The organism is Bacillus sp. YC2 (assembly GCF_019891195.1).
Taxonomy (GTDB): domain Bacteria; phylum Bacillota; class Bacilli; order Bacillales; family Bacillaceae; genus Bacillus.
Map to the genome: position 1 here is coordinate 838,703 of NZ_JAHXDO010000001.1, position 21,277 is coordinate 859,979.

Annotated in this window: 19 protein-coding genes and 1 pseudogene; 8 read left to right on the forward strand and 12 right to left on the reverse strand. The window is 45.7% G+C overall.

Annotated elements, in window-relative coordinates:
* The first annotated feature begins 171 nt into the window (after nucleotides 1-171).
* The 4 genes and pseudogenes from KY305_RS04185 to KY305_RS04200 form a co-directional block, all read left to right on the forward strand.
* The gene (locus KY305_RS04185; RefSeq protein WP_223061477.1) at nucleotides 172-1,083 is read left to right on the forward strand and encodes an ABC transporter ATP-binding protein; all 912 of its coding nucleotides are present in this window, start codon (nucleotides 172-174) and stop codon (nucleotides 1,081-1,083) included.
* Nucleotides 1,080-1,838: an ABC transporter permease gene (locus KY305_RS04190; protein ID WP_223061478.1), complete on the forward strand. Its 759-nt coding sequence runs from the start codon at nucleotides 1,080-1,082 to the stop codon at nucleotides 1,836-1,838. The genes KY305_RS04185 and KY305_RS04190 overlap by 4 nt, the downstream gene beginning before the upstream one ends.
* A gap of 16 nt (nucleotides 1,839-1,854) precedes the next feature.
* Nucleotides 1,855-2,589 (forward strand): ABC transporter permease, encoded by a 735-nt coding sequence (locus KY305_RS04195; RefSeq protein WP_262417546.1) that lies wholly within the window; start codon nucleotides 1,855-1,857, stop codon nucleotides 2,587-2,589.
* A gap of 50 nt (nucleotides 2,590-2,639) precedes the next feature.
* Nucleotides 2,640-2,966 (forward strand): annotated as a pseudogene (locus KY305_RS04200) (hypothetical protein); the annotation flags it as partial.
* A gap of 11 nt (nucleotides 2,967-2,977) precedes the next feature.
* Here the strand turns inward: KY305_RS04200 and fba are convergent.
* From fba to iolA, 10 genes are all read right to left on the reverse strand, one after another.
* A complete protein-coding gene (gene fba, locus KY305_RS04205; RefSeq protein ID WP_223061479.1) occupies nucleotides 2,978-3,850 on the reverse strand; it encodes a class II fructose-1,6-bisphosphate aldolase in 873 nt (290 codons plus the stop codon).
* An 18-nt stretch (nucleotides 3,851-3,868) separates the two neighbouring features.
* Entirely contained in the window at nucleotides 3,869-4,705 is an 837-nt protein-coding gene (gene iolI, locus KY305_RS04210; RefSeq protein WP_223061480.1) for a 2-keto-myo-inositol isomerase, read from the reverse strand.
* 86 nt (nucleotides 4,706-4,791) lie between these two features.
* Entirely contained in the window at nucleotides 4,792-5,661 is an 870-nt protein-coding gene (locus tag KY305_RS04215) for a sugar phosphate isomerase/epimerase family protein (protein WP_223061481.1), read from the reverse strand.
* Between the two features lie 19 nt (nucleotides 5,662-5,680).
* Nucleotides 5,681-6,715, reverse strand: a complete 1,035-nt coding sequence (gene iolG, locus KY305_RS04220; protein WP_223061482.1) for a bifunctional inositol 2-dehydrogenase/D-chiro-inositol 1-dehydrogenase — start codon at nucleotides 6,713-6,715, stop codon at nucleotides 5,681-5,683.
* A 21-nt stretch (nucleotides 6,716-6,736) separates the two neighbouring features.
* The gene (locus tag KY305_RS04225) at nucleotides 6,737-8,032 is read right to left on the reverse strand and encodes an MFS transporter (protein ID WP_223061483.1); all 1,296 of its coding nucleotides are present in this window, start codon (nucleotides 8,030-8,032) and stop codon (nucleotides 6,737-6,739) included.
* Between the two features lie 12 nt (nucleotides 8,033-8,044).
* Nucleotides 8,045-8,941: a myo-inosose-2 dehydratase gene (gene iolE, locus KY305_RS04230; protein WP_223061484.1), complete on the reverse strand. Its 897-nt coding sequence runs from the start codon at nucleotides 8,939-8,941 to the stop codon at nucleotides 8,045-8,047.
* A gap of 15 nt (nucleotides 8,942-8,956) precedes the next feature.
* The gene (gene iolD, locus KY305_RS04235; protein ID WP_223061485.1) at nucleotides 8,957-10,870 is read right to left on the reverse strand and encodes a 3D-(3,5/4)-trihydroxycyclohexane-1,2-dione acylhydrolase (decyclizing); all 1,914 of its coding nucleotides are present in this window, start codon (nucleotides 10,868-10,870) and stop codon (nucleotides 8,957-8,959) included.
* Nucleotides 10,871-10,904: 34 nt separating this feature from the next.
* Nucleotides 10,905-11,882 (reverse strand): 5-dehydro-2-deoxygluconokinase, encoded by a 978-nt coding sequence (gene iolC, locus KY305_RS04240; protein WP_223061486.1) that lies wholly within the window; start codon nucleotides 11,880-11,882, stop codon nucleotides 10,905-10,907.
* A gap of 23 nt (nucleotides 11,883-11,905) precedes the next feature.
* On the reverse strand, nucleotides 11,906-12,721 hold the full coding sequence (gene iolB, locus KY305_RS04245; protein ID WP_223061487.1) for a 5-deoxy-glucuronate isomerase: 816 nt from the start codon (nucleotides 12,719-12,721) through the stop codon (nucleotides 11,906-11,908).
* Between the two features lie 75 nt (nucleotides 12,722-12,796).
* Nucleotides 12,797-14,260, reverse strand: coding sequence for a methylmalonate-semialdehyde dehydrogenase (gene iolA / locus KY305_RS04250; protein WP_223061488.1), 1,464 nt, complete (start codon nucleotides 14,258-14,260; stop codon nucleotides 12,797-12,799).
* Nucleotides 14,261-14,694: 434 nt separating this feature from the next.
* Here iolA and KY305_RS04255 point away from each other — a divergent pair, with 434 nt between their 5' ends.
* From KY305_RS04255 to KY305_RS04265, 3 genes are all read left to right on the forward strand, one after another.
* Nucleotides 14,695-15,450, forward strand: coding sequence for a DeoR/GlpR family DNA-binding transcription regulator (locus tag KY305_RS04255; RefSeq protein ID WP_223061489.1), 756 nt, complete (start codon nucleotides 14,695-14,697; stop codon nucleotides 15,448-15,450).
* Nucleotides 15,451-15,529: 79 nt separating this feature from the next.
* Nucleotides 15,530-16,462: an aldo/keto reductase gene (locus tag KY305_RS04260; RefSeq protein WP_223061490.1), complete on the forward strand. Its 933-nt coding sequence runs from the start codon at nucleotides 15,530-15,532 to the stop codon at nucleotides 16,460-16,462.
* 123 nt (nucleotides 16,463-16,585) lie between these two features.
* Nucleotides 16,586-17,974 (forward strand): sugar porter family MFS transporter, encoded by a 1,389-nt coding sequence (locus tag KY305_RS04265; protein ID WP_223061491.1) that lies wholly within the window; start codon nucleotides 16,586-16,588, stop codon nucleotides 17,972-17,974.
* Nucleotides 17,975-18,020: 46 nt separating this feature from the next.
* Here KY305_RS04265 and htpG read toward each other — a convergent pair whose 3' ends face one another.
* The gene (gene htpG, locus KY305_RS04270) at nucleotides 18,021-19,901 is read right to left on the reverse strand and encodes a molecular chaperone HtpG (RefSeq protein WP_223061492.1); all 1,881 of its coding nucleotides are present in this window, start codon (nucleotides 19,899-19,901) and stop codon (nucleotides 18,021-18,023) included.
* A 171-nt stretch (nucleotides 19,902-20,072) separates the two neighbouring features.
* Nucleotides 20,073-20,321 carry a hypothetical protein gene (locus KY305_RS19885; RefSeq protein ID WP_014306134.1) on the reverse strand — a complete coding sequence of 83 codons (249 nt, stop codon included), beginning with the start codon at nucleotides 20,319-20,321 and terminating at the stop codon, nucleotides 20,073-20,075.
* A gap of 128 nt (nucleotides 20,322-20,449) precedes the next feature.
* On the opposite strand from KY305_RS19885, the gene KY305_RS04275 reads away from it, so the two are divergent.
* Complete coding sequence (locus KY305_RS04275) at nucleotides 20,450-21,271, forward strand: SDR family oxidoreductase (protein WP_223061493.1); 822 nt, start codon at nucleotides 20,450-20,452, stop codon at nucleotides 21,269-21,271.
* Nucleotides 21,272-21,277: the final 6 nt, after the last annotated feature.

Here is a 21,277-nt window from a genome sequence, read left to right on the forward strand (position 1 = left end):
TTATCTTTTGTTAAGTGTTCAAAATATTCAATTAAATAATCAGCCTTGATACTCGGATATCCATAACTATATGCAGTGAATAAACCATGGATATCGTTAAGTGAATGTTTAGGAAGAGTTTCGTTTGTGTTTAAAGAACATCACTTATGATAAAAGTGAGGTGAGGGACAAATGAATGATCAAATAGTGGTTACACACGATCTGACTAAAAAGTATAAAAAGCATACTTCAGTTGATGGATTAAACTTAAGGATTAAACGTGGGGAAATTTACGGTTTTCTTGGACCAAATGGTGCTGGTAAAACAACAACCATCCGAATGTTATTAGGTTTAATTAAACCAACAAAAGGAAGCATCGAAATCTTTGGCCAAAACCTAAACAAGAATCGTTTGCAGATATTACAAAGAATCGGGTCGCTAGTAGAATCCCCAACTTATTATGGTAATTTAACCGGTTATGAAAACTTAGAAGCAGTTAGGAGGTTAAGAGGTCTTCCGGAACAACGGGTCAATGAAGTGTTGGAAATTGTAAGGTTATCTAAAGTAGCCAATCGACTGACAAAAGAGTATTCCCTTGGAATGAAGCAGCGCTTGGGAATTGCAGTTGCCCTGTTAAGCAGTCCTGATTTATTAATTCTTGATGAACCGACAAACGGTTTAGATCCATCTGGTATCCAAGAAATAAGAGAGCTCATCAAAGAATTGCCTAAATCGGGAATGAGTGTTGTTATATCCAGCCACTTGTTGAGTGAAATAGATCAAATGGCTACTCAAGTAGGGATTATTAACAATGGAAAAATGATTTTCCAGGACTCAATCGGAAGATTACATCAAAAACGAAAACCACTATTAAAAGTCGGTGTTAGTGATGTAATCGAAGCAAAAACAATATTAAATAGGAAAGGATTAAAGGTTGATTTACAAAAAAATTATTTGTGGCTGTCTCAAACAGAACCGGAGTTTGTTTCAGAAATCAATTCCATACTTCTTCATTCAGGGCTATCTGTATTTCGACTTGAAGAAAAGACACGATCGCTTGAGGATATTTTTTTAGAATTAACTGGTACAGAGGGAAGTCTATGAAAAAGTTATTATGGGCAGATCAATTAAAATTGAAACGTTCCTCGTTATTGATTGTAGTCTTATTGGTTCCCTTACTCATTATGGCATATGAGTTGGTAAATCTCACTTATCGATCTGAATACGTGGAGAAACAAGCTGAAATGTTCCATGCTGGATCAATGTGGATGTATTTACTGTATGATAATAGTTTGTTATTCGGTCTGGGGTTTCCATTAGCCGCTACACTTTCTGCGTCAATAATAGCAAATATAGAGCATCAAGCAAACGGATGGAAACAAACCCTTTCTTTTCCTGTATCAAGAATGCGAATTTATGTAAGTAAATTTATTTGCTTAGTAGTCAGTTTATTTATTTCGTCAACAATTTTCTTGCTCGGCATGGTACTGCTAGGCAAACTGGTAGGATTCGAAGGTAGTGTACCTTGGGGACTTTTGTTTGGAGATAGTTACAGCATGTTAGTTACAGTACTGCCTATAATGGCATTCCAGATATGGTTATCTATGGTGTTTAGTAACCAAGCATTCTCAATTCTTGTAGGATCAGTATCATCTATAATGGGTTTGTTTTTGGCTGCTGCTCAATCAACGAGATGGTTTCCGCTGGCTTATCCTAGTCAATCTTCGACAGTTATTCTGCAGTATGAAGGTATAGGATATAACCCAGATCTTTCATCTTACCTTTGCATTAGCCTTTTCTTAGGAATAATTATATTATTTCTAGGCTCTATTCATTTTGCTAAACGGGATGCTTTGTAAAAAGGAGGCGAAATACTTGAAAAACATTTTATTTGTAGAACGTTTAAAGCTTAAGCGATCAAAGTTATGGATAATTTATTTATTAGGGCCCTTGTTAGGTGTATCCCTAGCGTACACTAACTTTATTAAAAATTATAACCTTTTTATGAATCCTGGAGACAATCCCTGGGTAGAGGCTTGGACACAAGTTGCCTTATTTATGGGCCCTTTTGTATTACCTATCATAGTGGGGATTTTCGCCGCCCTTGTTTGCAGGGGCGAACATGTAGGAGGCGGTTGGAAACAGCTTCTGGCCTTACCAGTCAAACACTCAGATATCTTTCTGGGAAAGTTTCTAACAGTGGTTCGCATGATATTCATTAGTATGTTAATATTAATCCTTTTATTTATTGGATTCGGTTATATGTTAGGCATTAGCGGGAGCCTTCCTTTACTTACAATACTAGGATATGGAATTAGAGGAATCTTGGCTTGTTTACCATTGATTTTACTACAGCTTATTGTTTCAATCAGATCCAAAACATTTGGTATACCGCTTGCTGTTAGCATTGTTTTTACACTGCCGGCCATTATTATTGCCAGTACACCGCTAGGCCAAGTATATCCATGGACACAGCCTATGTTAGCAATGTCACCCGAAGATGAATCACCGATTCAATCAAATTTTCTGTTTTACACAATTATGGTAATTACCTGTATCGTTCTCCTGGTTTACGGAATAAGAAGTTTTACTAAACGAGACCTTATGTAGGGTATATACTATGTAAACTACGAGAATTCGAGACAAAAACAGTAATGAATTCCGCAACGAAAGACAAAGCCGCATCATTTATGGATGAGTTTAACAAAAAAGCGGAAGCAGCTAAAAAGAAAGTTGACGGCATCATCGATACAGACTACAATCCGAAAGACAAAAGCAAAATACTCGACAAGCTGGAGAAATCCTCTATTTGGAAAAACCTTGGCGCTGTCACATAACCGCGGGTTTATCAATGACTTTGGCACCTTCTACCTGTACAGTCCGATTTCAGTCAGCAAACAGGTTGATTTGTTTGCTGATATTCTGTGAAACGTGAGAAAGAAAACTCAGAAACAAATGGCATGATACAAGCACTCACGATGTTGTGAGTGCTTTTTCTTCAGCTGACATGCTGCTTCGCGGCTTTTCCGGCTGATCCGAATTCCCTCATTTTGCTTCGCACTGTCTCTTCCACGGCTTCTATACCGGGTGTCATATAGCTCCGCGGCTCGTATATGTCTTCGTTTTCCTGAAACATGCTCCGTGTTTTGTCTGTCCAGGCGACCATACATTCCGTATTGATATTAATTTTCGCGTGGCCGAGTTTGATGGCTTTTTTGATTTGGTCTTGCGGAATGCCGGATGCTCCGTGAAGAACGAGCGGAACATCGGTGATGCCGGAGATTTCCTCCATTTCCTTAAATCCGAGATTCGGCTCGCCCTGATACTTGCCGTGAACGGAGCCAAGGGCCGCGGCCAGCGCGTCGATATTGGTTTCCTTGACAATCCGCTCACATTCCGTGATATCGGCATAGCAGACTCCGCCGACCAGCCCGTCTTCCATCCCGCCTACCGTGCCGACTTCGGCTTCGACCGATACGCCGTGCTTTGCGGCATAAGCAGCGACTTCTTTTGTCATGGCGATATTCTCGTCAATCAGGGAGTGGGAACCGTCAATCATCACCGAGCTGAATCCCGCGTCAATCGCCTGTTTGCAGCGTAACGCACTGCTTCCGTGATCAAGGTGAAGCACAACGGGAACGGTAATCGCCATTTCCTCCATTAACGCGCTGACCATGGCGGCAATGGTTTTAAATCCGCCTAAATAATCGACCAGCCGATCGGAGGCTGCGGCGATGACAGGTGATTGCTCTTTTTGCGCCGCTTGTAAAATCGCCTTTGTCCATTGAAGCCCGTTTATATTAAACTGGCCGACTGCGTAATGCTCTCGCTTTGCTTCCGCAAGAAGATCTTTCATGGATACAAAAGCCACGTTCACCCCTCCTTTTGATTATATCTTGAAGTATTTTGATACGACGGCTTCTGTTGTTTCTTTCGCCGTTTTGATTGTTTCCTCCGCGCTCAGCCTGTAATATTCAGGCCGGAACAGCTCGACGGAGGCAACGTCTGAGAATCCGATTTCTTTCAGCGCCGATAAGTGGGCGTCTAAGTCGATCGCTCCGTGCCCCGGCCAGACGCGATCCTCGTCGGTTAAACATCCGATTGGGAAATCTTCTGTATCGTCAATGTGATAAATAAAGATTTTCTTCCCGTCAGCCTGCTTTAAGCTTTCAATATTGGAGCCCATCGCATGGAAATGAAAGCTGTCAAAAACAAGTCCGACATTGTCGCGGCCGACAGTGTTCACGATGTCGTACGCCTGTTCAAATGTATTGACCGTACATTGCGGGTGGCCGACAAATTCAAGCGCGATGTTTACGCCGTACGGCTCCGCGATATCCGAAAGCTCAGTCAGAGCCTCTACACTGCTCTTTTTGATCTCTTCTTTTAAAATCTTCTGCTCTGTCACAAGCGGAACGGCCACCACATATTTCACACCGAGGGTTCTGCATATTTCCATCATGCCTTTGAATTCAGCAATGATGTCCTTATAGCCCTTTTCATCACGATTGTTGAAGAAAACAAGTGCGTTTAAGGCAAGCGGTTTAATGTGATGGGTTTGAAAGTATTCCGCAAGATCGGCCAGTGAATGGTCTTTTAAGTACTCCGGCAGCTTATCCATTGTGCGGATTTCAATATAATCATAGCCGTGCCTTTCGCATAGCTCTAAATCCTGTTTCAGGTTTGAATTCTCCAATGTTGTCGCTTCATTAAAGCAAAGTTTCATGTCAGCCTCTCCCATCCGCGTTTTAGATATGAAGGGAGTTCGGCAGGAGGGCTGTTCGCCGCATCCCGCCGAACTCCATACTCAGCTTATGCCAGACCTAATTCTTCTTTCATTTTTTGAAGCATAAATCGGCTTGATTCATCCGCTTTTTCGTCGACCCAAGCAAAAACGGCATTCGTCGCAATTCCGTCGAACTTCATTTCTCTCAGCTTTCTGAAAATCGTATCAAAATCGACCTCGCCTTGACCAATGTCCAAATGCTGGTGAACCGTTACTTTCGCGTCAGGCGGATTGACGATGTAGCGCAGGCCATGAGCCGCTTTATGATTAAAGGTATCTGCAAATAAAACATGTGTGAGGCGGTCGCCGGCTTCGTCAAACATGGTCTCGATGTCGCCTTTGCCGTCATCATAGAAGAACGTATGCGCAGTCGAGTAGACAAGATTGATCCAATCCTTGTCAAGCGCGCGGATCATATCCATCGCACCTTTGTGCGTTTCGATAAAATCGTATGGATGGGCTTGAAGATTGAGTTTAACGCCTTCTTTTTCAAAGACGGGCAGAAGCTCATCCATGGATTTGATAAATTTTTCTTCACTTGTTAAAGGATCATATTTTGAACCGCTGAATTCACTGTTCATCAAATCGACTTCAAGTTCAACCGCAATTTCGATCGCCCGTTTCCAGTTTCGCACCGCAGCCTGGCGGCGGTCTTCATCAGGGCCCGCCCAGTGGTAAAGCGGAAGGAGCGATGAAAGCTTAACACCTGTATCCCTTAAGAGCCGCTTTAATTGTTTGATCTTTGCTGAATCAACTTTCGGATATTTATAGAATGGACAAAAATCCTCGCGCGGTGATAGTTCGATATATTCATAGCCGAGCTCTGCCGTTTTATAGACCATTTCTTCCAAAGTTAAATCATCTCGATACATTGATGGATCCAATGCCAATTTCATGTTTTCTTCACTCCTTACCTTATTTGTTCACAGTTGTAAATGACTGATAGAATTCCGGTTTCTCTTGGAGTGCCACAGGCTCTTTCCGGCCGGATTCCTGAGCTTTTACGCATGCGTCAGTCGTCACGGCGGCGATATAACCGTCCCATGCCGTCGGCCCGCTGACTTCGCCTTTCTTCAGGATAGAATCAATGAAATCTTGGATTTCCACATCGTACGCAGCCACAAAACGACGCTGCCAATCCATCAGAATATCTGTGCTGAATCTGCCTTCTTTTCTCAAGCTGATGCTTGACGGTTCAGGAAGCTTGATGATGCCGTCTTCTCCGACGATTTCACATTGAATGTCATAGCCGTATTTACAATTCACATAGATTTCAGCATTGATGACGATGCCGCCTTTTGTTTCAATCACGACGATTTGCGGATCTTTTAAATGCGGCAGCGCGTTTTTTGATTTTTTCGGATAGATCACTTGAACTGACTCATAGTCATCATTGACTAGCCAGTGCAGCACATCAATTTCATGAACAAGCGTATCAACAACGGCCATATCCGTTGTATAGTTATCTGTCACAGTCGGGTTGCGGTGCGCGCAATGGATCATGAGCGGTTCGCCGATGATGCGGTTGTCGATAGCCTCTTTCAGCTGTACGTAACCGCTGTCATATCTGCGCATAAAGCCTACCTGCACCATCCGTTTCCCCGTTTTCATTTCTTCTTCGACAATGCGCATACAGCCTTCCGCCGTTGTGGCAAGCGGCTTTTCGCAAAATACATACTTGCCGTGCTGAATCGCTTTCAAAACACTGGATTCATGAGCCGGCCCCCAGCTTGTCACTAAGACAGCGTCTACATTCTCATCAGCGACGAGGCTGTCATCATCAGGGTAAACAGCCGCGTTCAGTTTGTAATCTTGAACGGTTTGCTGCGCAGCAGCCTGATTCACATCCGTTACAGCCGTAATTTCCGCTCCGGACAGTTTGTTTGTGATGCGGTTGATGTGCTCTTTTCCGATTGCCCCGGTTCCGATAACACCAATACGTAAATTCATTGACAGCCACTCCCTCTGATATTAAATAATGTTTCTTGCCTTGCTTTTCTTTGTGCCGCCGCGAGGAGTTCCGCAGAGTTCCTCTTGGATCTGTTCAAGCGGCTTACCAGACGTATTCGGTGCGAACACAAGTCCTATGATCATACTGGCCGTGACGCAAACCAGCAGGAGCGCAGCCATAAAGCCGATGCCGAAATGTGTCATGATCATCGGCACAAATAAGCTCCAAATCCCTATCGAGATACGGACCAGAAAGAACATCAATCCTTGCGCAGAAGCCCGGTGCTCTGTCGGAAACAGCTCACTTGCCCACAGTTGGTAGTTCGCTTGCTGACCGGCTCCGTTATTAATGCCGATCACGAAGACGAACAGAAGCAGAACCGGCAGTCCTTGAATCGGCAGTAAAAACAGCGACCAGCCGATGACGGCCATAAATGCGCAGATTCCGAAAACCGTTTTCCTGTATTTATCCGCAAAGGGCATGAAGATACAGGCGACACCAAGCCCTGTGAAGATAAACAGACCCATTTGCAGCATATTTGCCATGTTCGCAGATACCCCGCCGACCTGCTGATAGATATACGGCATAAAAAATCCCATCACTCCTGCGGCCAAGTTCCATACGAGAAACACGCCCATTAAGAACAAAATGTTCTTAATGAATGGAGGCTGAAGCAGATCAAAGTAAGAAGTTTTTTTCACTGCTGCCGGCTGATCTTCTTTGTTTTTCCAGGCATCCGACTCAGGTAAACGCTTTCTCATTGTATATGTGATAAGGGCGATCACCAGCAGATGCGCAAAGACGATTTTATTTCCTAAAAGCCCAAGGTCTCCGGTCAACACGGACAACAGCAGCACTGCAACGGCTCCGGCCGCCCATGCCACCTGTGCTACGCCGCAGTGTCTGGCCCGGTTTTTCTCCGGGGCGTTTTCTGCGATAATCGTCCACGATGCCGTAATATCAGCGCCTACAGAAATTCCGATAATCAAGTAGCCGCTTAACAGCATCGGAAAGTTAAACCCAAACAGCACTAAGCAAATTCCTAAGGCGTAAACCAGCATACTGTTTGTGTATACAGCTTTACGGCCGATCTTATCTGCCAAATATCCGCCAAGCAGCGCGCCGATCGCCGCTGATATGGCGTTTGCGCTAAAAGCGCCGAGCAAGCCGATTTGACTGTCGGACAGCTTCAGATAGCTGACCCACATAGATAAACCTGCCGATCCTGCCACGATGGAACCTGCGTCTATATAGTTTGCTAATGCTGCGGCGATGGTCCTTTTATTAAAAGCCGATTCCGCCCTGGCACTATTCATATAAGTCCCCCTCTAATTTGCAAGATCGAGCAGTTCGCGGTCGATATACTGTCTCGCCATCAGCGCATACTCAAGCGGGTTGGCCACATCCGGGTCTTGTTCGGCTTCGATGACGATCCAGCCGGAGTAATCGCGCTTTAAAAGCGTCCGGTACACATCTGTAAAATCGATGCATCCGTCTCCCGGCACGGTAAAGATTCCCTGCAAAAACGACTGCTGGAATGACTTCCCTTCTTTCTTGCATTGCTCCATAATATCAAGCCGCGCGTCTTTGAAATGCACATGCTTGATCCGGTCAATATGCTTGTTGAGCATCGACATATAATCTCCGTCCGAGATGTAGGCATGGCCGGTATCATAGAGAAGATGGACATGCGCAGGATCAGTATGTTCCATCAGCCGGTCGACTTCTTCCGCCGTCTGGACGCCTGTGCCGAGATGATGGTGGTATACAAGTGTAAGCCCGTGCTCATCAGCGATCTTTCCGAGACGGTTTAAACCTTTACACAGCGCCTCCCATTCTTCGTCCGTGAAGTGAGGTTTTTTCTTAAAGACATCAATGTCCAAGCCCTGTATACTGTATGTTTGTTCAGACACGGTCGCGACATCAGCCCCGACTTCTTGCAAATATTTGCATTGTTCTGTAAACTCCTCCGCCGTTTTTTCAATACCATCGCGAAGGATGAAGCTGCTGAACCATTTCCCCGCGATCCGTAAATTCCGAAGCCCCAGCTCCTTATTCAGAATGGAGGGTTCAGGAAAAAAACCTCCGACCTCTGTCCCTTGAAAACGCGCGACAACAATGTCACTTAACAAATGCTGCAGCGTATTGCCGGCTCCGATTTCCGGCATATCGTCATTCCGCCACCCTATGGGGGCGATGCCCCACAGAATATCGTGTTTGCCCATCGTGATGCCTCCCATCTAGTACTGCTTCGCAGCATGCAGCATTTTCTCTTTTGCTTCATATGCCTTTTGGACGCTTTCCCGTTCAGAAACTTCCGCTACGCCGACATGCCACCAGCTGTCATAGCCGTCTGTCATCGTTTTCGGAAGGACCTTCATCTCAATCAATGTTGATACGTCTTGTTTTTTCGCGTCTTCCAGCGCCGCTTTCAGCTCTTCCGCTGTATTGGCTTTGTATGTTTTGGCGCCGTAGCCCTCTGCCACCTTCGCATAATCAACATTTAAAATTTGATTGTCGTCTGTACGGAACTCGCAGAAATAACTGCCGCTGCCATGATCCATCTGGAGGTTGTTGATACAGCCGAAGCCGGAGTTATCAAAGAGCAGGACATTGATTTTTTTGTTATATTGAATGGCCGTAATCAGCTCTGAGTGCAGCATCAGGAAGCTGCCGTCTCCGACAAGCGAATAAACCTCTTTGTCAGGATGGGCCAGCTTGAGGCCGAGCGCGCCTGATACCTCGTATCCCATACAAGAGTAGCCGTATTCGAGATGGTACGTATTCGGGACATTTGAGTGCCACAAACGCTGTAAGTCTCCCGGAAGAGAACCCGCCGAACTGATGACGACGCTGTCTTCTGGAACCGTTTCGTTAATGGTAAGCAGCGCCGTTGTTTGCGGAAGCTCCGTCTGCAGCGCGTCAGCATACTCATTTAATACGTCCTGTGAGAAATGATTTTTAATTTCCGGTACGAATGCTTCGCGTGTAAAGGTGACCTTGCCGAGGCGCTCCCGTTCAGCCAGCCATTCGTCTTTCCATTCTTTAATCGTTGAACCGAATTCACTCTTGTATCCTTCTAATAAGCCGTGCAGCTTGCTGAGCGCCGCTTTCGCATCCGCTACGACTTGGAACGCGTCCATTTTGTACGCCTGCATTCTGCTGACATTGATATTTAAGAATTTGGCTTTATCAAAATCGAATGCCGTTTTTGATGATGTCGCAAAGTCCGTATATCGTGTGCCGACTCCGATGATTAAATCAGCCTTTCGGGCCGCCTTGTTCGCGGCGAGTGTGCCCGTAATGCCCATGCCGCCCAAATTGTAGGCGAAATCAGCCTCAACCGTTGATTTGCCGGCCTGTGTTTCCACAAGCGGAATGCCGTATGTTTCAGAAATCGCGATCAATTCATCACGCGCGCCGGAATACTTCGCGCCGCCGCCCACTAAGATGACGGGGTGTTTGCTCTCTTTCATTCTTTCTGCCGCGCCTTTCAGCTCACGCTCGCTCGGCTGCATCCGGTCGATGTAATGAACGCGCTTTTCGAAGAAGCTTTCATCGAAATCAAATGCTTCCCCCTCCACATCCTGAGAAATACAAATCGTTGCCGGGCCGGCTTTTGCTGGGTCTGTCATCACTTCAAATGCCCGGATTAAGCTGCTCATCAGCTGTTCGGGGCGTGTAATGCGGTCCCAATAGCGGGAAACAGGCTTCAATGCATCGTTTGTCGTAATCGCCGCACTGTATTCTTGTTCCACCTGCTGTAAGACGGGGTCCGGCTGCCTTGTCGCAAATGTGTCTGCCGGAAGCAGCAGCACCGGGATATTATTGGCCAGCGCCGTACCTGCCGCGGCCGTTAAGTTCGCGGCTCCAGGGCCGACTGACGTCGATACGGCGTAAATTTTTCGTCTCAGCATTTGCTTGCTGTATGCCATTGCGGCATGTGCCATGCCTTGCTCGTTTTTACCTTGAAAAACTTTCAAATGGCCTGCGTCTTGTTCAAGCGCTTGCCCGATCCCTACGACATTTCCATGCCCGAAAATCGTGAAGATCCCTTCAACGAACGGCTCTTCTTTTCCGTCAATATGGATGTACTGCCGGTTTAAGAATTTGATCAGCGCTTGTGCTGTCGTTAAGCGAAGTTTCTTGCCCACAAACGATCCCACCTTTTATACGTTTGATTTACCATTAAGACTGTGCTTCAATGAGCCTGACGATTTCATCCGCAGCCGGCATCGCTTCCGAAGAGCTGTGCTTGCTGACGACAATTGACGCGGAGGCGCTCCCGTATTTTAATGCCGTTTCGATGTCTTTTCCGCTGACAAGCCCGTAAATGAAGGCTGAGGCATAGGAATCACCAGCGCCGAATGTTTTCAATACTTTTGTTTTGTAGGCTTTTGCCCGGAAGACCTCTCCTGATTTGCTGTATGCGTATGACCCGTCAACACCGTGCTTGATGACGACAAGGTCAGCGGAGTGTGCAAATAAATGTTGAACGGTTTCGTCGTTACTGCCGCCGGGGCGGTTTTCCATCACGTCAAATTCATCACGCGTGCCGATGACGATGTCGGATTGTTCTGCAACCAATGTATAGTATACGGCGGTTTCTTCTGCTGACTGCCATGTATACGGACGGTAGTCGAGTTCAAAAACGACTTTTACGCTATGTTTTTTCGCGATGTTTACTGCTTTGAGGACGGCTTCGCGTGAAGGGCTTTTTGCAAGCGCCGTACCTGATACGAGAAGCATCTTCGCGTTTGCGACGTACTCCTCACTGACTTCAGACGGTTCAAGATACAAGTCCGCCACGTCATCTCTGTACATCAGAATGCTGCACTCTTCAGGGCTGAGTATTTCAGTAAAGGCAAGACCCGCTTTGTGTCCGTTTCTGTCAATGACCATCTGGGACGTATCGACACCCTTATCCTTCATATACGACTCTATGAATCTGCCGTGCTGATCGTCCGGTATTTTACCGATAAAACCCGCTTTTAAGCCGAGCTTTGCGCTGCCGATCGCGATATTCGCCGGAGAGCCCCCGACATATTTAGAAAACGTCAGCGTTTCTTCCATCGGCCGATTGTATTCCGCCGCGTTCAAGTCAATACAGGCGCGTCCGATCGCGACAATATCAAACTCTTTTTCTTCATTAAACGTATACTTCATCGTAAACTGCCACTCCTCACTTGTTAGCGTTCCAGAATCCATTCGTGGGCGGGATCATTATGAAACTTCCATTTCCGTGTCGGTCCCGCCATTACATTTAAGTAGTAAGATGTATATCCGTCCGGAACACCAACCGGGTGATAGCCCGCCGGCACAATGACAACGTTTTCATTTTCTGCAGTCATCGTCTCATCAATAGAGCGGTCGTCCGTGTATACGCGCTGGAATACAAAGCCTTGCGGCGGGTCCATTTCATGATAATAGGTTTCTTCTAAAAAGGATTCAGCAGGCAGATTGTCTTGGTCATGTTTATGAGGCGGATAGCTCGACCAGTTGCCGCTGTCCGTATAGACTTCAACAACCAGCAGGCTGTTCGCCGACGGGTCTGAATCGGGGAGAATGTTATGAACCGTACGTTTATTCGCCAGCTTTCCGCGGTGCTCCACGCCATTATCCTCAGCTTTAATCAGCTTTGTCGGGAGCTGCCGCTCAGACGGAGAATAGCAAAGCGCGACCCGTGCCTGACTGACCGCTGTCACTCCAAAGGATTGATCGTTTGATACATAGACGCTGTCCGTCGGTATTCTTTCAAATACGCTCTCGCGGGTGCCGATGCTTTCAAATGTCTGATCATGGTCCGTCACCGTGATTTTGCCTGTCACTGCAACGATACAGCACTCCATCTTTTTCAATTCTTCTGTATAGCGGGAGCCCGGTGCGAGATCCACGACTTTAAACCGAACATATTCGAGGTCTGAATTAGCTGAAGTGACGTCATGAATGATCTTCACGCCTTGTGAAAGCTCATCCGCCTGCGGTTTCCGCAACAAATGACTCATGATTATTCCTCCTCTTTATTGTAAAGAATGAGCCGGACGGCAGCGGTTCGCAAGCCGTCCGGGATGGCTGTCATATTAGTTGAAGTCCGGAGACGGGTATCTTGCCGTCACGACTTTTTTACGTGTATAGAAATCAACGCTGTCTTTTCCGTTTGCGTGCAATGTTCCGAAGAAGGAAGACTTCCAGCCGGAGAATGGGAAGAAAGCCATCGGCGCAGGCACACCGAGGTTGATGCCGAGCATTCCCGCATCGATATTCTCACGGAAGTAGCGGATCGCGTTCGCATTTGAAGTAAACAGGCACGCGCCGTTGGCAAATTCAGACTGATTGGCGATATCAACCGCTTCTTTTAAGTTCTTCACGCGGATGACGGACAATACAGGCGCGAAAATTTCGTCTTTCCAGATTGTCATATCCGTTGTGACGTTATCAAAAATCGTCGGGCCGACAAAATATCCTTCTTCCGATACGTTTTCACGGCCGTCACAAAGGAGTCTCGCCCCTTCTTCAATTCCTTTTTCGATATAGCCGAGCGTGCGTTTTTTGTTGTCCTCGCGAATGACAGGGCCTAAGAATACGCCGTCATCCAATCCGTTTCCGATTTTGATGTCTGCGGCCTTTTCCTGCAATTTCGCCATAAACTCATCAGCAATTCCCTCTTCAACCGTCACAACCGCACAAGCCATGCAGCGCTCTCCTGCTGAACCGAATGCAGCGCCGATAATGTTTGTGACCGTATCTTCAAGGTGGGCGTCATTTAAAACAATCGTATGGTTTTTCGCGCCCGTTAACGCCTGAACGCGTTTTAAGTTTTCGCTTCCTTTTTTGAACACGTACTCACCGACCGGTTTTGAACCGACGAATGAAATGGCTTTAATCTCAGGATGCTCAAGAACGCCGTTTACGACGTCATGCGCTCCGTGTACGACATTGAATACGCCTTTCGGCAGCCCGGCTTGTTCAAACAGCTCGACCAGCTTCTCCGTTAACAGCGGGGTGCGCTCAGACGGCTTCAGTATGAAGGTGTTTCCTAATGAAATCGCCATCGGGAACATCCAGCAAGGAACCATCATCGGGAAGTTGAACGGCGCGATTCCGCCGACCACTCCGATCGGGTAGCGGTAGTTCGCGGCTTCTACATCCGTCGCGATGGAAGCAAGTGAGTCGCCCATCATGAGCGATGGCGCTCCCGCTGCAAATTCGACGTTTTCAATCCCGCGTCCCACTTCGCCCAGTGCTTCTGTCGTATTTTTACCGTTTTCCAATGTAATCAGGCGGGCAAGCTCTTCTTTGTTTTGCTGAAGAAGCTGCTGATAGTTAAATAGAATTCTCGCGCGGCGCGGCACCGCCGTCTTTGACCATGTTTTAAACGCTTCAGCCGCTGATTGGACGGCATAATCAACATCTTCTTGCGTAGAAATCGGAACCCGGCACATCACTTCTTTTGTAGCCGGATTGACAACGTCTTCATATTGATCTGTTTTACTTTCAACCCATTCACCATTGATGTAGTTTTTAAGTTTTCTGATCTCTGCCATTCTTATTGCCTCCTTAATAGTAAACATCCTGTATACAGCTGGATCATAATGGATGAATATATTCATGATTTACATACAAAAGACATGAATTAAACGCTTACAAATGCTAAAATGATGGTAATTCATAAAATTTGATCATTTGCTGAAAACAGCAAACGGTTACATCTTTCACTTTTGGTTTCACAGGTTACTTTTTGGTCATTTCTTGGTTACATTGTAAGCCCACCACACCTTCAAGTCAATCTAAAAAATCAAAATTTTTTCATTATTTTTATAATACTTTTTTTGGATGAAAAAATAAGGTATTGTATAACGGTCATTTACCCCTACAAAATGACACATCGGTTTTATCATTTGTTAAGTAACTATTGATTAACTCTTGGTATTTATTATATATTTTAATTACTTTAAGAATTCTAGAAGGAGTTTTTTTTATGAAACTGATGCGGATACAGGAGATGGAAGAATACATCTTAAAAAACGGTGCTACTTCATTAGATGAATTATGCGAGGTATTCAATGTCTCTAAAAACACGGTCAGGCGCGATATTAACAAGCTTGCGGAAAAAGGGGTCATTAAAAAAGTATACGGCGGCGTCACATCGGCTGAAAAATCGATGCTTGTCCCTTATGAAAACCGCACCATTCAAAATCAGGAAGAGAAAATTAAAATTGCCCATTATGCTTCCCGGTTCATTGAAGATCATGATCTTGTTTTTATTGACTCCGGCACGACGACCAAATCCATTTTGGAGACGCTGGACCCCAATAAAAATGTGACCGTACTGACAAACAGCCTGGATATCATTAATTCCGCTTCATCCCTGAAAAATATCAATCTGATCATCATCGGCAATAACTACAAACGGAAGACACGGTCCTTTGTCGGCATCGATGATCCAAACACACTTAATAAATACAATATTAACAAGGCATTCATGTCCGCTACCGGAACAACGATCACCCACGGCCTGACGAATTCCGACTTACTGGAATACGAGGTCAAGAAGAAAATTTCCGAAAAGGCGAACGAAGTGTATTTGCTCGCGGACCATTCCAAATTCGGCAAATCAACGCTTTTAACCTATGCGCCTTTCGAGAGGCTGCACAGCATCGTAACGTCTCAGCCGCTGGATGAAGAATATACGAAGTATTGCAAAGAGCAACAAATCGACATTCACTTGGCATAGCGTTATAGTTAATAGAGAATGCTGCCATCTTTTGCCGGCAGTCTCAATAGATACCCACTTTCTACCAGGAGGCGAAATCATGAGTAAAGCAACAATCGGCAAATCAGACTTACAAGTTTTTCCGATCGGTTTAGGCACAAATGCGGTCGGAGGGCACAATCTCTATCCGAATTTGAATGAAGAGACGGGAAAAGAATTAGTCCGGGAAGCCATCAAAAGCGGCGTTACTTTATTAGATACCGCCTATATTTACGGCGTGGGCCGTTCTGAAGAATTAATCGGAGAAGTCCTGAAAGAATTTAATCGCGAAGATGTCATCATCGCGACTAAAGCGGCGCACAGAAAAGAAGGCGATGACTTTGTGTTTGATAACTCACCGGCCTTTTTGAAACAATCGGCGGAAGACAGCCTGAAACGACTGCAAACCGACTACATTGATTTATTTTACATCCATTTCCCGGATGACCATACACCGAAAGATGAAGCCGTTCAGGCTTTGCATGAATTGAAAAAAGAAGGGAAAATCCGCGCGATCGGCGTCTCCAATTTCTCTCTGGAGCAGCTGAAGGAAGCGAACAAAGACGGCTTCGTCGATGTGATTCAAGGCGAATACAACCTGTTGAACCGCGAGGCGGAAAACACATTCTTCCCTTATACAGCAGAAAACAATATCTCATTTATCCCGTACTTCCCGCTCGTATCCGGTCTGTTAGCCGGCAAATACGACGAAAACACAACCTTCCCAGAAGGCGATCTGCGTAATGAACAAAAGCATTTCCAAGGGGCGCAGTTTAAAGAAAACATAAAAAAAGTCAATCAGCTCAAACCGATTGCCGAAAAGCACAATGCCGACACCGCACACATTGTTCTCGCGTGGTATTTGGCAAGACCGGAAATCGACATCTTGATTCCGGGCGCCAAACGCGCGGAGCAATTAAAAGATAATATCAAAGCAGCGTCCATCACGCTTTCTGAAGAAGACATCACGTTTATCGACAAGCTGTTTTCATAAGAAAAAAGAAACACGCCTTCCTCAGGAAGGCGTGTTTTTTATGTTTATCTTTTTTTTCACAAGGGAATGAAATAGTTATCTTACTACACATTCATGCGTTCCAGAAGATGAGGAGGATCATCTGTGAAGAAAAACACAAAAAAATACATGATTTACTTTTTTGGAGCATTAGGAGGTTTGCTTTATGGTTATGACACCGGCGTGATCTCCGGGGCTTTGCTTTTTATTAACAATGATATTCCTTTAACCACTTTGACAGAGGGAATGGTCGTCAGCATGCTGCTTCTCGGTGCGATTTTCGGCTCTGCACTAAGCGGAACCTGCTCGGATCGATGGGGCCGGAGAAAGGTCGTATTCGTCCTTTCACTTATTTTTATTTTCGGAGCGCTTGCTTGTGCAGCTTCACAAACCGTCACCATGCTGATCATATCCAGGGTCATTCTCGGATTGGCAGTCGGCGGCTCTACGGCGCTTGTCCCCGTTTATCTTTCTGAAATGGCGCCGACGAAAGTACGCGGAACGCTTGGTACACTGAATAATTTAATGATTGTGACTGGTATTTTACTTGCATATATTGTGAATTATATTTTTACACCATTTGAGGCGTGGCGCTGGATGGTCGGATTGGCAGCAGTTCCGGCAGCGCTTTTATTAATCGGGATTGCGTTTATGCCGGAATCTCCGAGATGGCTGGTCAAACGCGGCCGTGAAGAAGAAGCCAAAAAAGTCATGGAAACGACGCATGACAAAGAAGATATTGAAATCGAACTGGCAGAAATGAAGCAAGGGGAAGCCGAAAAACAAGAATCGACGCTCGGCTTGCTGAAAGCAAAATGGATTCGCCCTATGCTTTTAATCGGGATCGGACTGGCTGTCTTCCAGCAGGCTGTCGGCATTAATACAGTGATCTACTATGCGCCGACGATCTTTACGAAGGCCGGCCTCGGCACATCGGCGTCAGTGCTCGGTACGATGGGCATCGGCGTCCTCAACGTCATCATGTGTATCACCGCCATGATCTTAATCGACCGTGTCGGCAGAAAAAAACTCCTGATGTGGGGAAGTGTCGGAATTACCTTGAGCCTGGCGTCATTATCAGCCATTCTCCTTTTGGCCGGCTTATCATCATCAACGGCTTGGCTGACCGTCTTATTTCTCGGAATCTATATCGTGTTTTACCAGGCGACATGGGGGCCCGTCGTATGGGTTCTGATGCCGGAGCTGTTCCCGTCCAAAGCACGCGGAGCCGCAACGGGATTCACGACATTGATTCTGTCGGCAACCAACCTGATCGTATCGTTAGTGTTTCCGCTTATGCTCAGTGCAATGGGCATCGGCTGGGTCTTCGGCATTTTTTCAGTCATCTGTCTCACTTCCTTCTTCTTCGCCGCCTATATCGTTCCTGAGACGAAAGGCAGAAGCTTAGAAGAAATTGAGTCCCATCTGAAAAAGCGGTTCACATTAAAGAAGGACAGCAAACAAAACCACATTCTTAAACAGCGGACGCTGTAAAAGAAAAAGGAATCGTCTCCTGACTGAGACGATTCCTTTTTTTGCGTCATACCATGACTTTGCAGATGTCATTCGTAAACTCTACCGGATCATGAATCGGCAGCCCTTCGATCAGCAGCGCTTGATTGTACAGAAGGTTTGTATATAATGCGAGTTTTTCTTTGTCTTGTTCATGAGCGTTTTTCAGCGTTTCGAATACTTCGTGATTCGGGTTGATTTCCAGCACTTTTTCCGCTTTGACCTGCTGGCTGTCAGGCATTGCGTTTAATACTTTCTCCATTTCAATGGTCACTTCACCGTCTGTGGCTAAGCAGACCGGATGTGATTTCAGCCGTTTGGAGGCTCTGACGTTTTTGACCTTATCCGCAAGAATCTCCTTCATATTTTCAAAAAGATCTTTATGCTCGTTTTCTTCGGCCTCTGTCTGCTTTTCATCCTCATCCGCGTCAATGCCCAAGTCTGCGCTTGAAACGGATTTGAATTCTTTTTCCTCGTAGCTTGTCAGCATTTTGATCGCGAATTCATCAATATCCTCAGTGAAATATAAAATTTCATAGCCTTTGTCGGCCACCATTTCAGTTTGCGGCAGCTTTTCAATTCGCTCGTACGAGTCGCCGGACGCGTAATAAATGTATTTTTGATCCTCAGGCATTCTGGACACATATTCATCCAGTGTAACGAGTTTTTTCTCTGTAGAGGAATAGAATAACAGCAAATCTTTCAATACGTCTTTATTTGCGCCGAAATCATTGTAGACGCCGAACTTCAGCTGTCTGCCGAAGGATTCATAGAAAGATTCATATTTTTCTCGGTTGTTTTTCAGCAGGCTTTTCAGCTCGCCCTTGATTTTTTTATTGATGTTTTTCGCAATCAGCTTCAGCTGGCGGTCGTGCTGCAGCATTTCTCTGGAAATGTTTAAAGACAGATCCTCAGAATCAACCATTCCCTTTACAAAGCTGAAATGGTCAGGAAGCAGGTCGGCGCATTTGTTCATGATCAGCACGCCGTTGGAATACAGCTCCAAGCCCTTTTCAAATTCCTTCGAATAGTAGTCAAACGGCATGTTTTCCGGAATAAATAAAATAGAGTTGTAGCGCACCGCTCCATCGACGCTGATATGCACATGGGTAAGCGGTTTATCAAAGCCGTAATGCTTCTCGGCATAAAATGCCTCGTAATCTTCATCCGTCAGCTCGCTTTTATTTTTTCTCCAGATCGGCACCATGCTGTTGACCGTCTGCTCTTCCAGCACCTCTTCAAACTCGTTGTCGCTGTCTTCTTTCGGTTTGTTGACCGTCTCTTCCATTTTGATCGGGTAGCGGATAAAGTCCGAGTACTTCTTAATGATCGATTTAATGCGGTAGTTATCTAAAAACTCATCATAGCTTTCATCTTCTGTGTTTTCTTTTATTTTCAAGGTGATTTCCGTACCGACGGTTTCCTTGTCACAAGGCTCGATCGTGTAGCCGGCCGCACCTTCAGACGCCCATACATACGCCTCGTCACTGCCGAGCGCCTTACTTTTCACCGTGACCTTATCAGCCACCATAAACGCCGCATAGAAGCCGACGCCGAACTGGCCAATAATATCATGTCCGTCCTTGATGTCATTTTCTTTTTTGAAAGCGAGAGAGCCGCTTTTCGCAATCGTTCCGAGATGCTGCTCAAGCTCATCCTTCGTCATTCCGATTCCGGTATCTGTGACAGTGAGCGTTCTTGCATCCTTGTCCGCCGTCACTTTTATGTAGTAATTGTCTTGATCAAAGGTTAACGAATCATCCGTTAAGGCTTTGTAGTAGATTTTGTCGATGGCATCGCTCGCGTTGGAAATCAACTCGCGGAGAAAAATTTCCTTCTGCGTGTAAATGGAGTTAATCATCATGTCCAGCAATCGCTTGGATTCTGCTTTAAACTTTTTTTTCCGCACTTCAGATCTCTCCTTTAATTATGCTTTGATGTTATGTAAAATCTTTTCAGCATCTATTTACCATATACAGTGACAATTGTCAACTAGGATTAGCAGATGCATATATTGTAAATTTAACATGTTAATGGATTCATTTCACCCATTTTATCAATAAAAAAGAGAGAATGTTGATCATCCTCTCCTCTCTGCTTCCTTCCGGCGGCCGAATTCCTTCTTCATCCATATGTATGACGGGTAGAAAAACAAACTAAATAAGATAAGAGATCCCAAGTTTCGCAAAGACTCATGCAGAACATTTCTTACAGTGAGAGGAAATGTGATGTCCTGAAATAGAATAGAGATAACGGTGTAAATCACAAATCCCATAGGAACAATGGCATAACAATAAAACGCTATCTCCTTCTTATGCTGTATCTTCAAAATATGTAAACCTCCCAATGATGCATATACATAATATTAACATATTTAATAGGTATTTAGAAACAGACCTCCATATGTTTATCCCCCTATTCAGCGGGAACAGATATAAAAAAAGGAGGAATCGCAATATGGGAAGATTAACAGACAAAACCGCAATCATCACAGGGGCCGCGACAGGCATCGGACAAGCGACGGCACGGGTTTTCGCCGATGAAGGCGCCCGCGTGATCTGCGGTGACATCAATGAAAGCGAACTGAATGAAACCGTCAGCGCCATCAGAAAAAACGGCGGAGAAGCAGAAGCCTTTCACCTTGATGTATCAGACGAAGAAAACGTAAAGTCTTTTGCGGACGGCATTCAGCAAAAGTACGGAACAATTGATATTCTCTTTAACAACGCCGGAGTCGATCAGGAGGGCGGAAAAGTCCATGAATATCCGGTTGAGCTGTTTGACCGGATCATTGCCGTCGATCTTCGCGGCACGTTTCTTTGCAGCAAGTACCTGATTCCGCTCATGCTCGAAAAAGGAGGCTCAATCATCAACACGTCCTCCATGTCCGGCCGGGCCGCAGACCTTGACCGCTCCGGCTATAACGCCGCAAAAGGCGGCATTACGAACCTGACAAAAGCAATGGCCATTGATTATGCCAGAAGCGGAATTCGTGTCAATTCCATATCGCCGGGCACGATTGAAACACCGCTGATTGACAAATTGGCAGGTACAAAAGAAGAAGAAATGGGAGCCAAGTTCCGTGAAGCCAACAAATGGGTCACACCGCTCGGCCGGCTCGGAAAACCGAAGGAAATGGCAGCCGTAGCTCTCTTCCTCGCCTCAGACGACAGCTCTTACGTCACAGGTGAAGACATCACCGCTGACGGCGGCATTATGGCTTACACATGGCCTGGGAAAATGCTGATTGATGAGAAATGGAAGGAAGAAACGGAGTGACGGTGA

What these genes read in the sequence shown, in the direction of transcription:
- KY305_RS04225 (WP_223061483.1), bottom strand. Translation starts at nt 8,032, where the DNA reads ATGAATAGTGCCAGGGCGGAATCGGCTTTTAATAAAAGGACCATCGCC.
- KY305_RS04190 (WP_223061478.1), top strand. Translation starts at nt 1,080, where the DNA reads ATGAAAAAGTTATTATGGGCAGATCAATTAAAATTGAAACGTTCCTCG.
- iolC (WP_223061486.1), bottom strand. Translation starts at nt 11,882, where the DNA reads ATGAAGTATACGTTTAATGAAGAAAAAGAGTTTGATATTGTCGCGATC.
- KY305_RS04275 (WP_223061493.1), top strand. Translation starts at nt 20,450, where the DNA reads ATGGGAAGATTAACAGACAAAACCGCAATCATCACAGGGGCCGCGACA.
- iolB (WP_223061487.1), bottom strand. Translation starts at nt 12,721, where the DNA reads ATGAGTCATTTGTTGCGGAAACCGCAGGCGGATGAGCTTTCACAAGGC.
- KY305_RS04260 (WP_223061490.1), top strand. Translation starts at nt 15,530, where the DNA reads ATGAGTAAAGCAACAATCGGCAAATCAGACTTACAAGTTTTTCCGATC.
- iolE (WP_223061484.1), bottom strand. Translation starts at nt 8,941, where the DNA reads ATGGGCAAACACGATATTCTGTGGGGCATCGCCCCCATAGGGTGGCGG.
- iolI (WP_223061480.1), bottom strand. Translation starts at nt 4,705, where the DNA reads ATGAAACTTTGCTTTAATGAAGCGACAACATTGGAGAATTCAAACCTG.
- iolA (WP_223061488.1), bottom strand. Translation starts at nt 14,260, where the DNA reads ATGGCAGAGATCAGAAAACTTAAAAACTACATCAATGGTGAATGGGTT.
- KY305_RS04215 (WP_223061481.1), bottom strand. Translation starts at nt 5,661, where the DNA reads ATGAAATTGGCATTGGATCCATCAATGTATCGAGATGATTTAACTTTG.
- KY305_RS04255 (WP_223061489.1), top strand. Translation starts at nt 14,695, where the DNA reads ATGAAACTGATGCGGATACAGGAGATGGAAGAATACATCTTAAAAAAC.
- iolG (WP_223061482.1), bottom strand. Translation starts at nt 6,715, where the DNA reads ATGAATTTACGTATTGGTGTTATCGGAACCGGGGCAATCGGAAAAGAG.
- KY305_RS04185 (WP_223061477.1), top strand. Translation starts at nt 172, where the DNA reads ATGAATGATCAAATAGTGGTTACACACGATCTGACTAAAAAGTATAAA.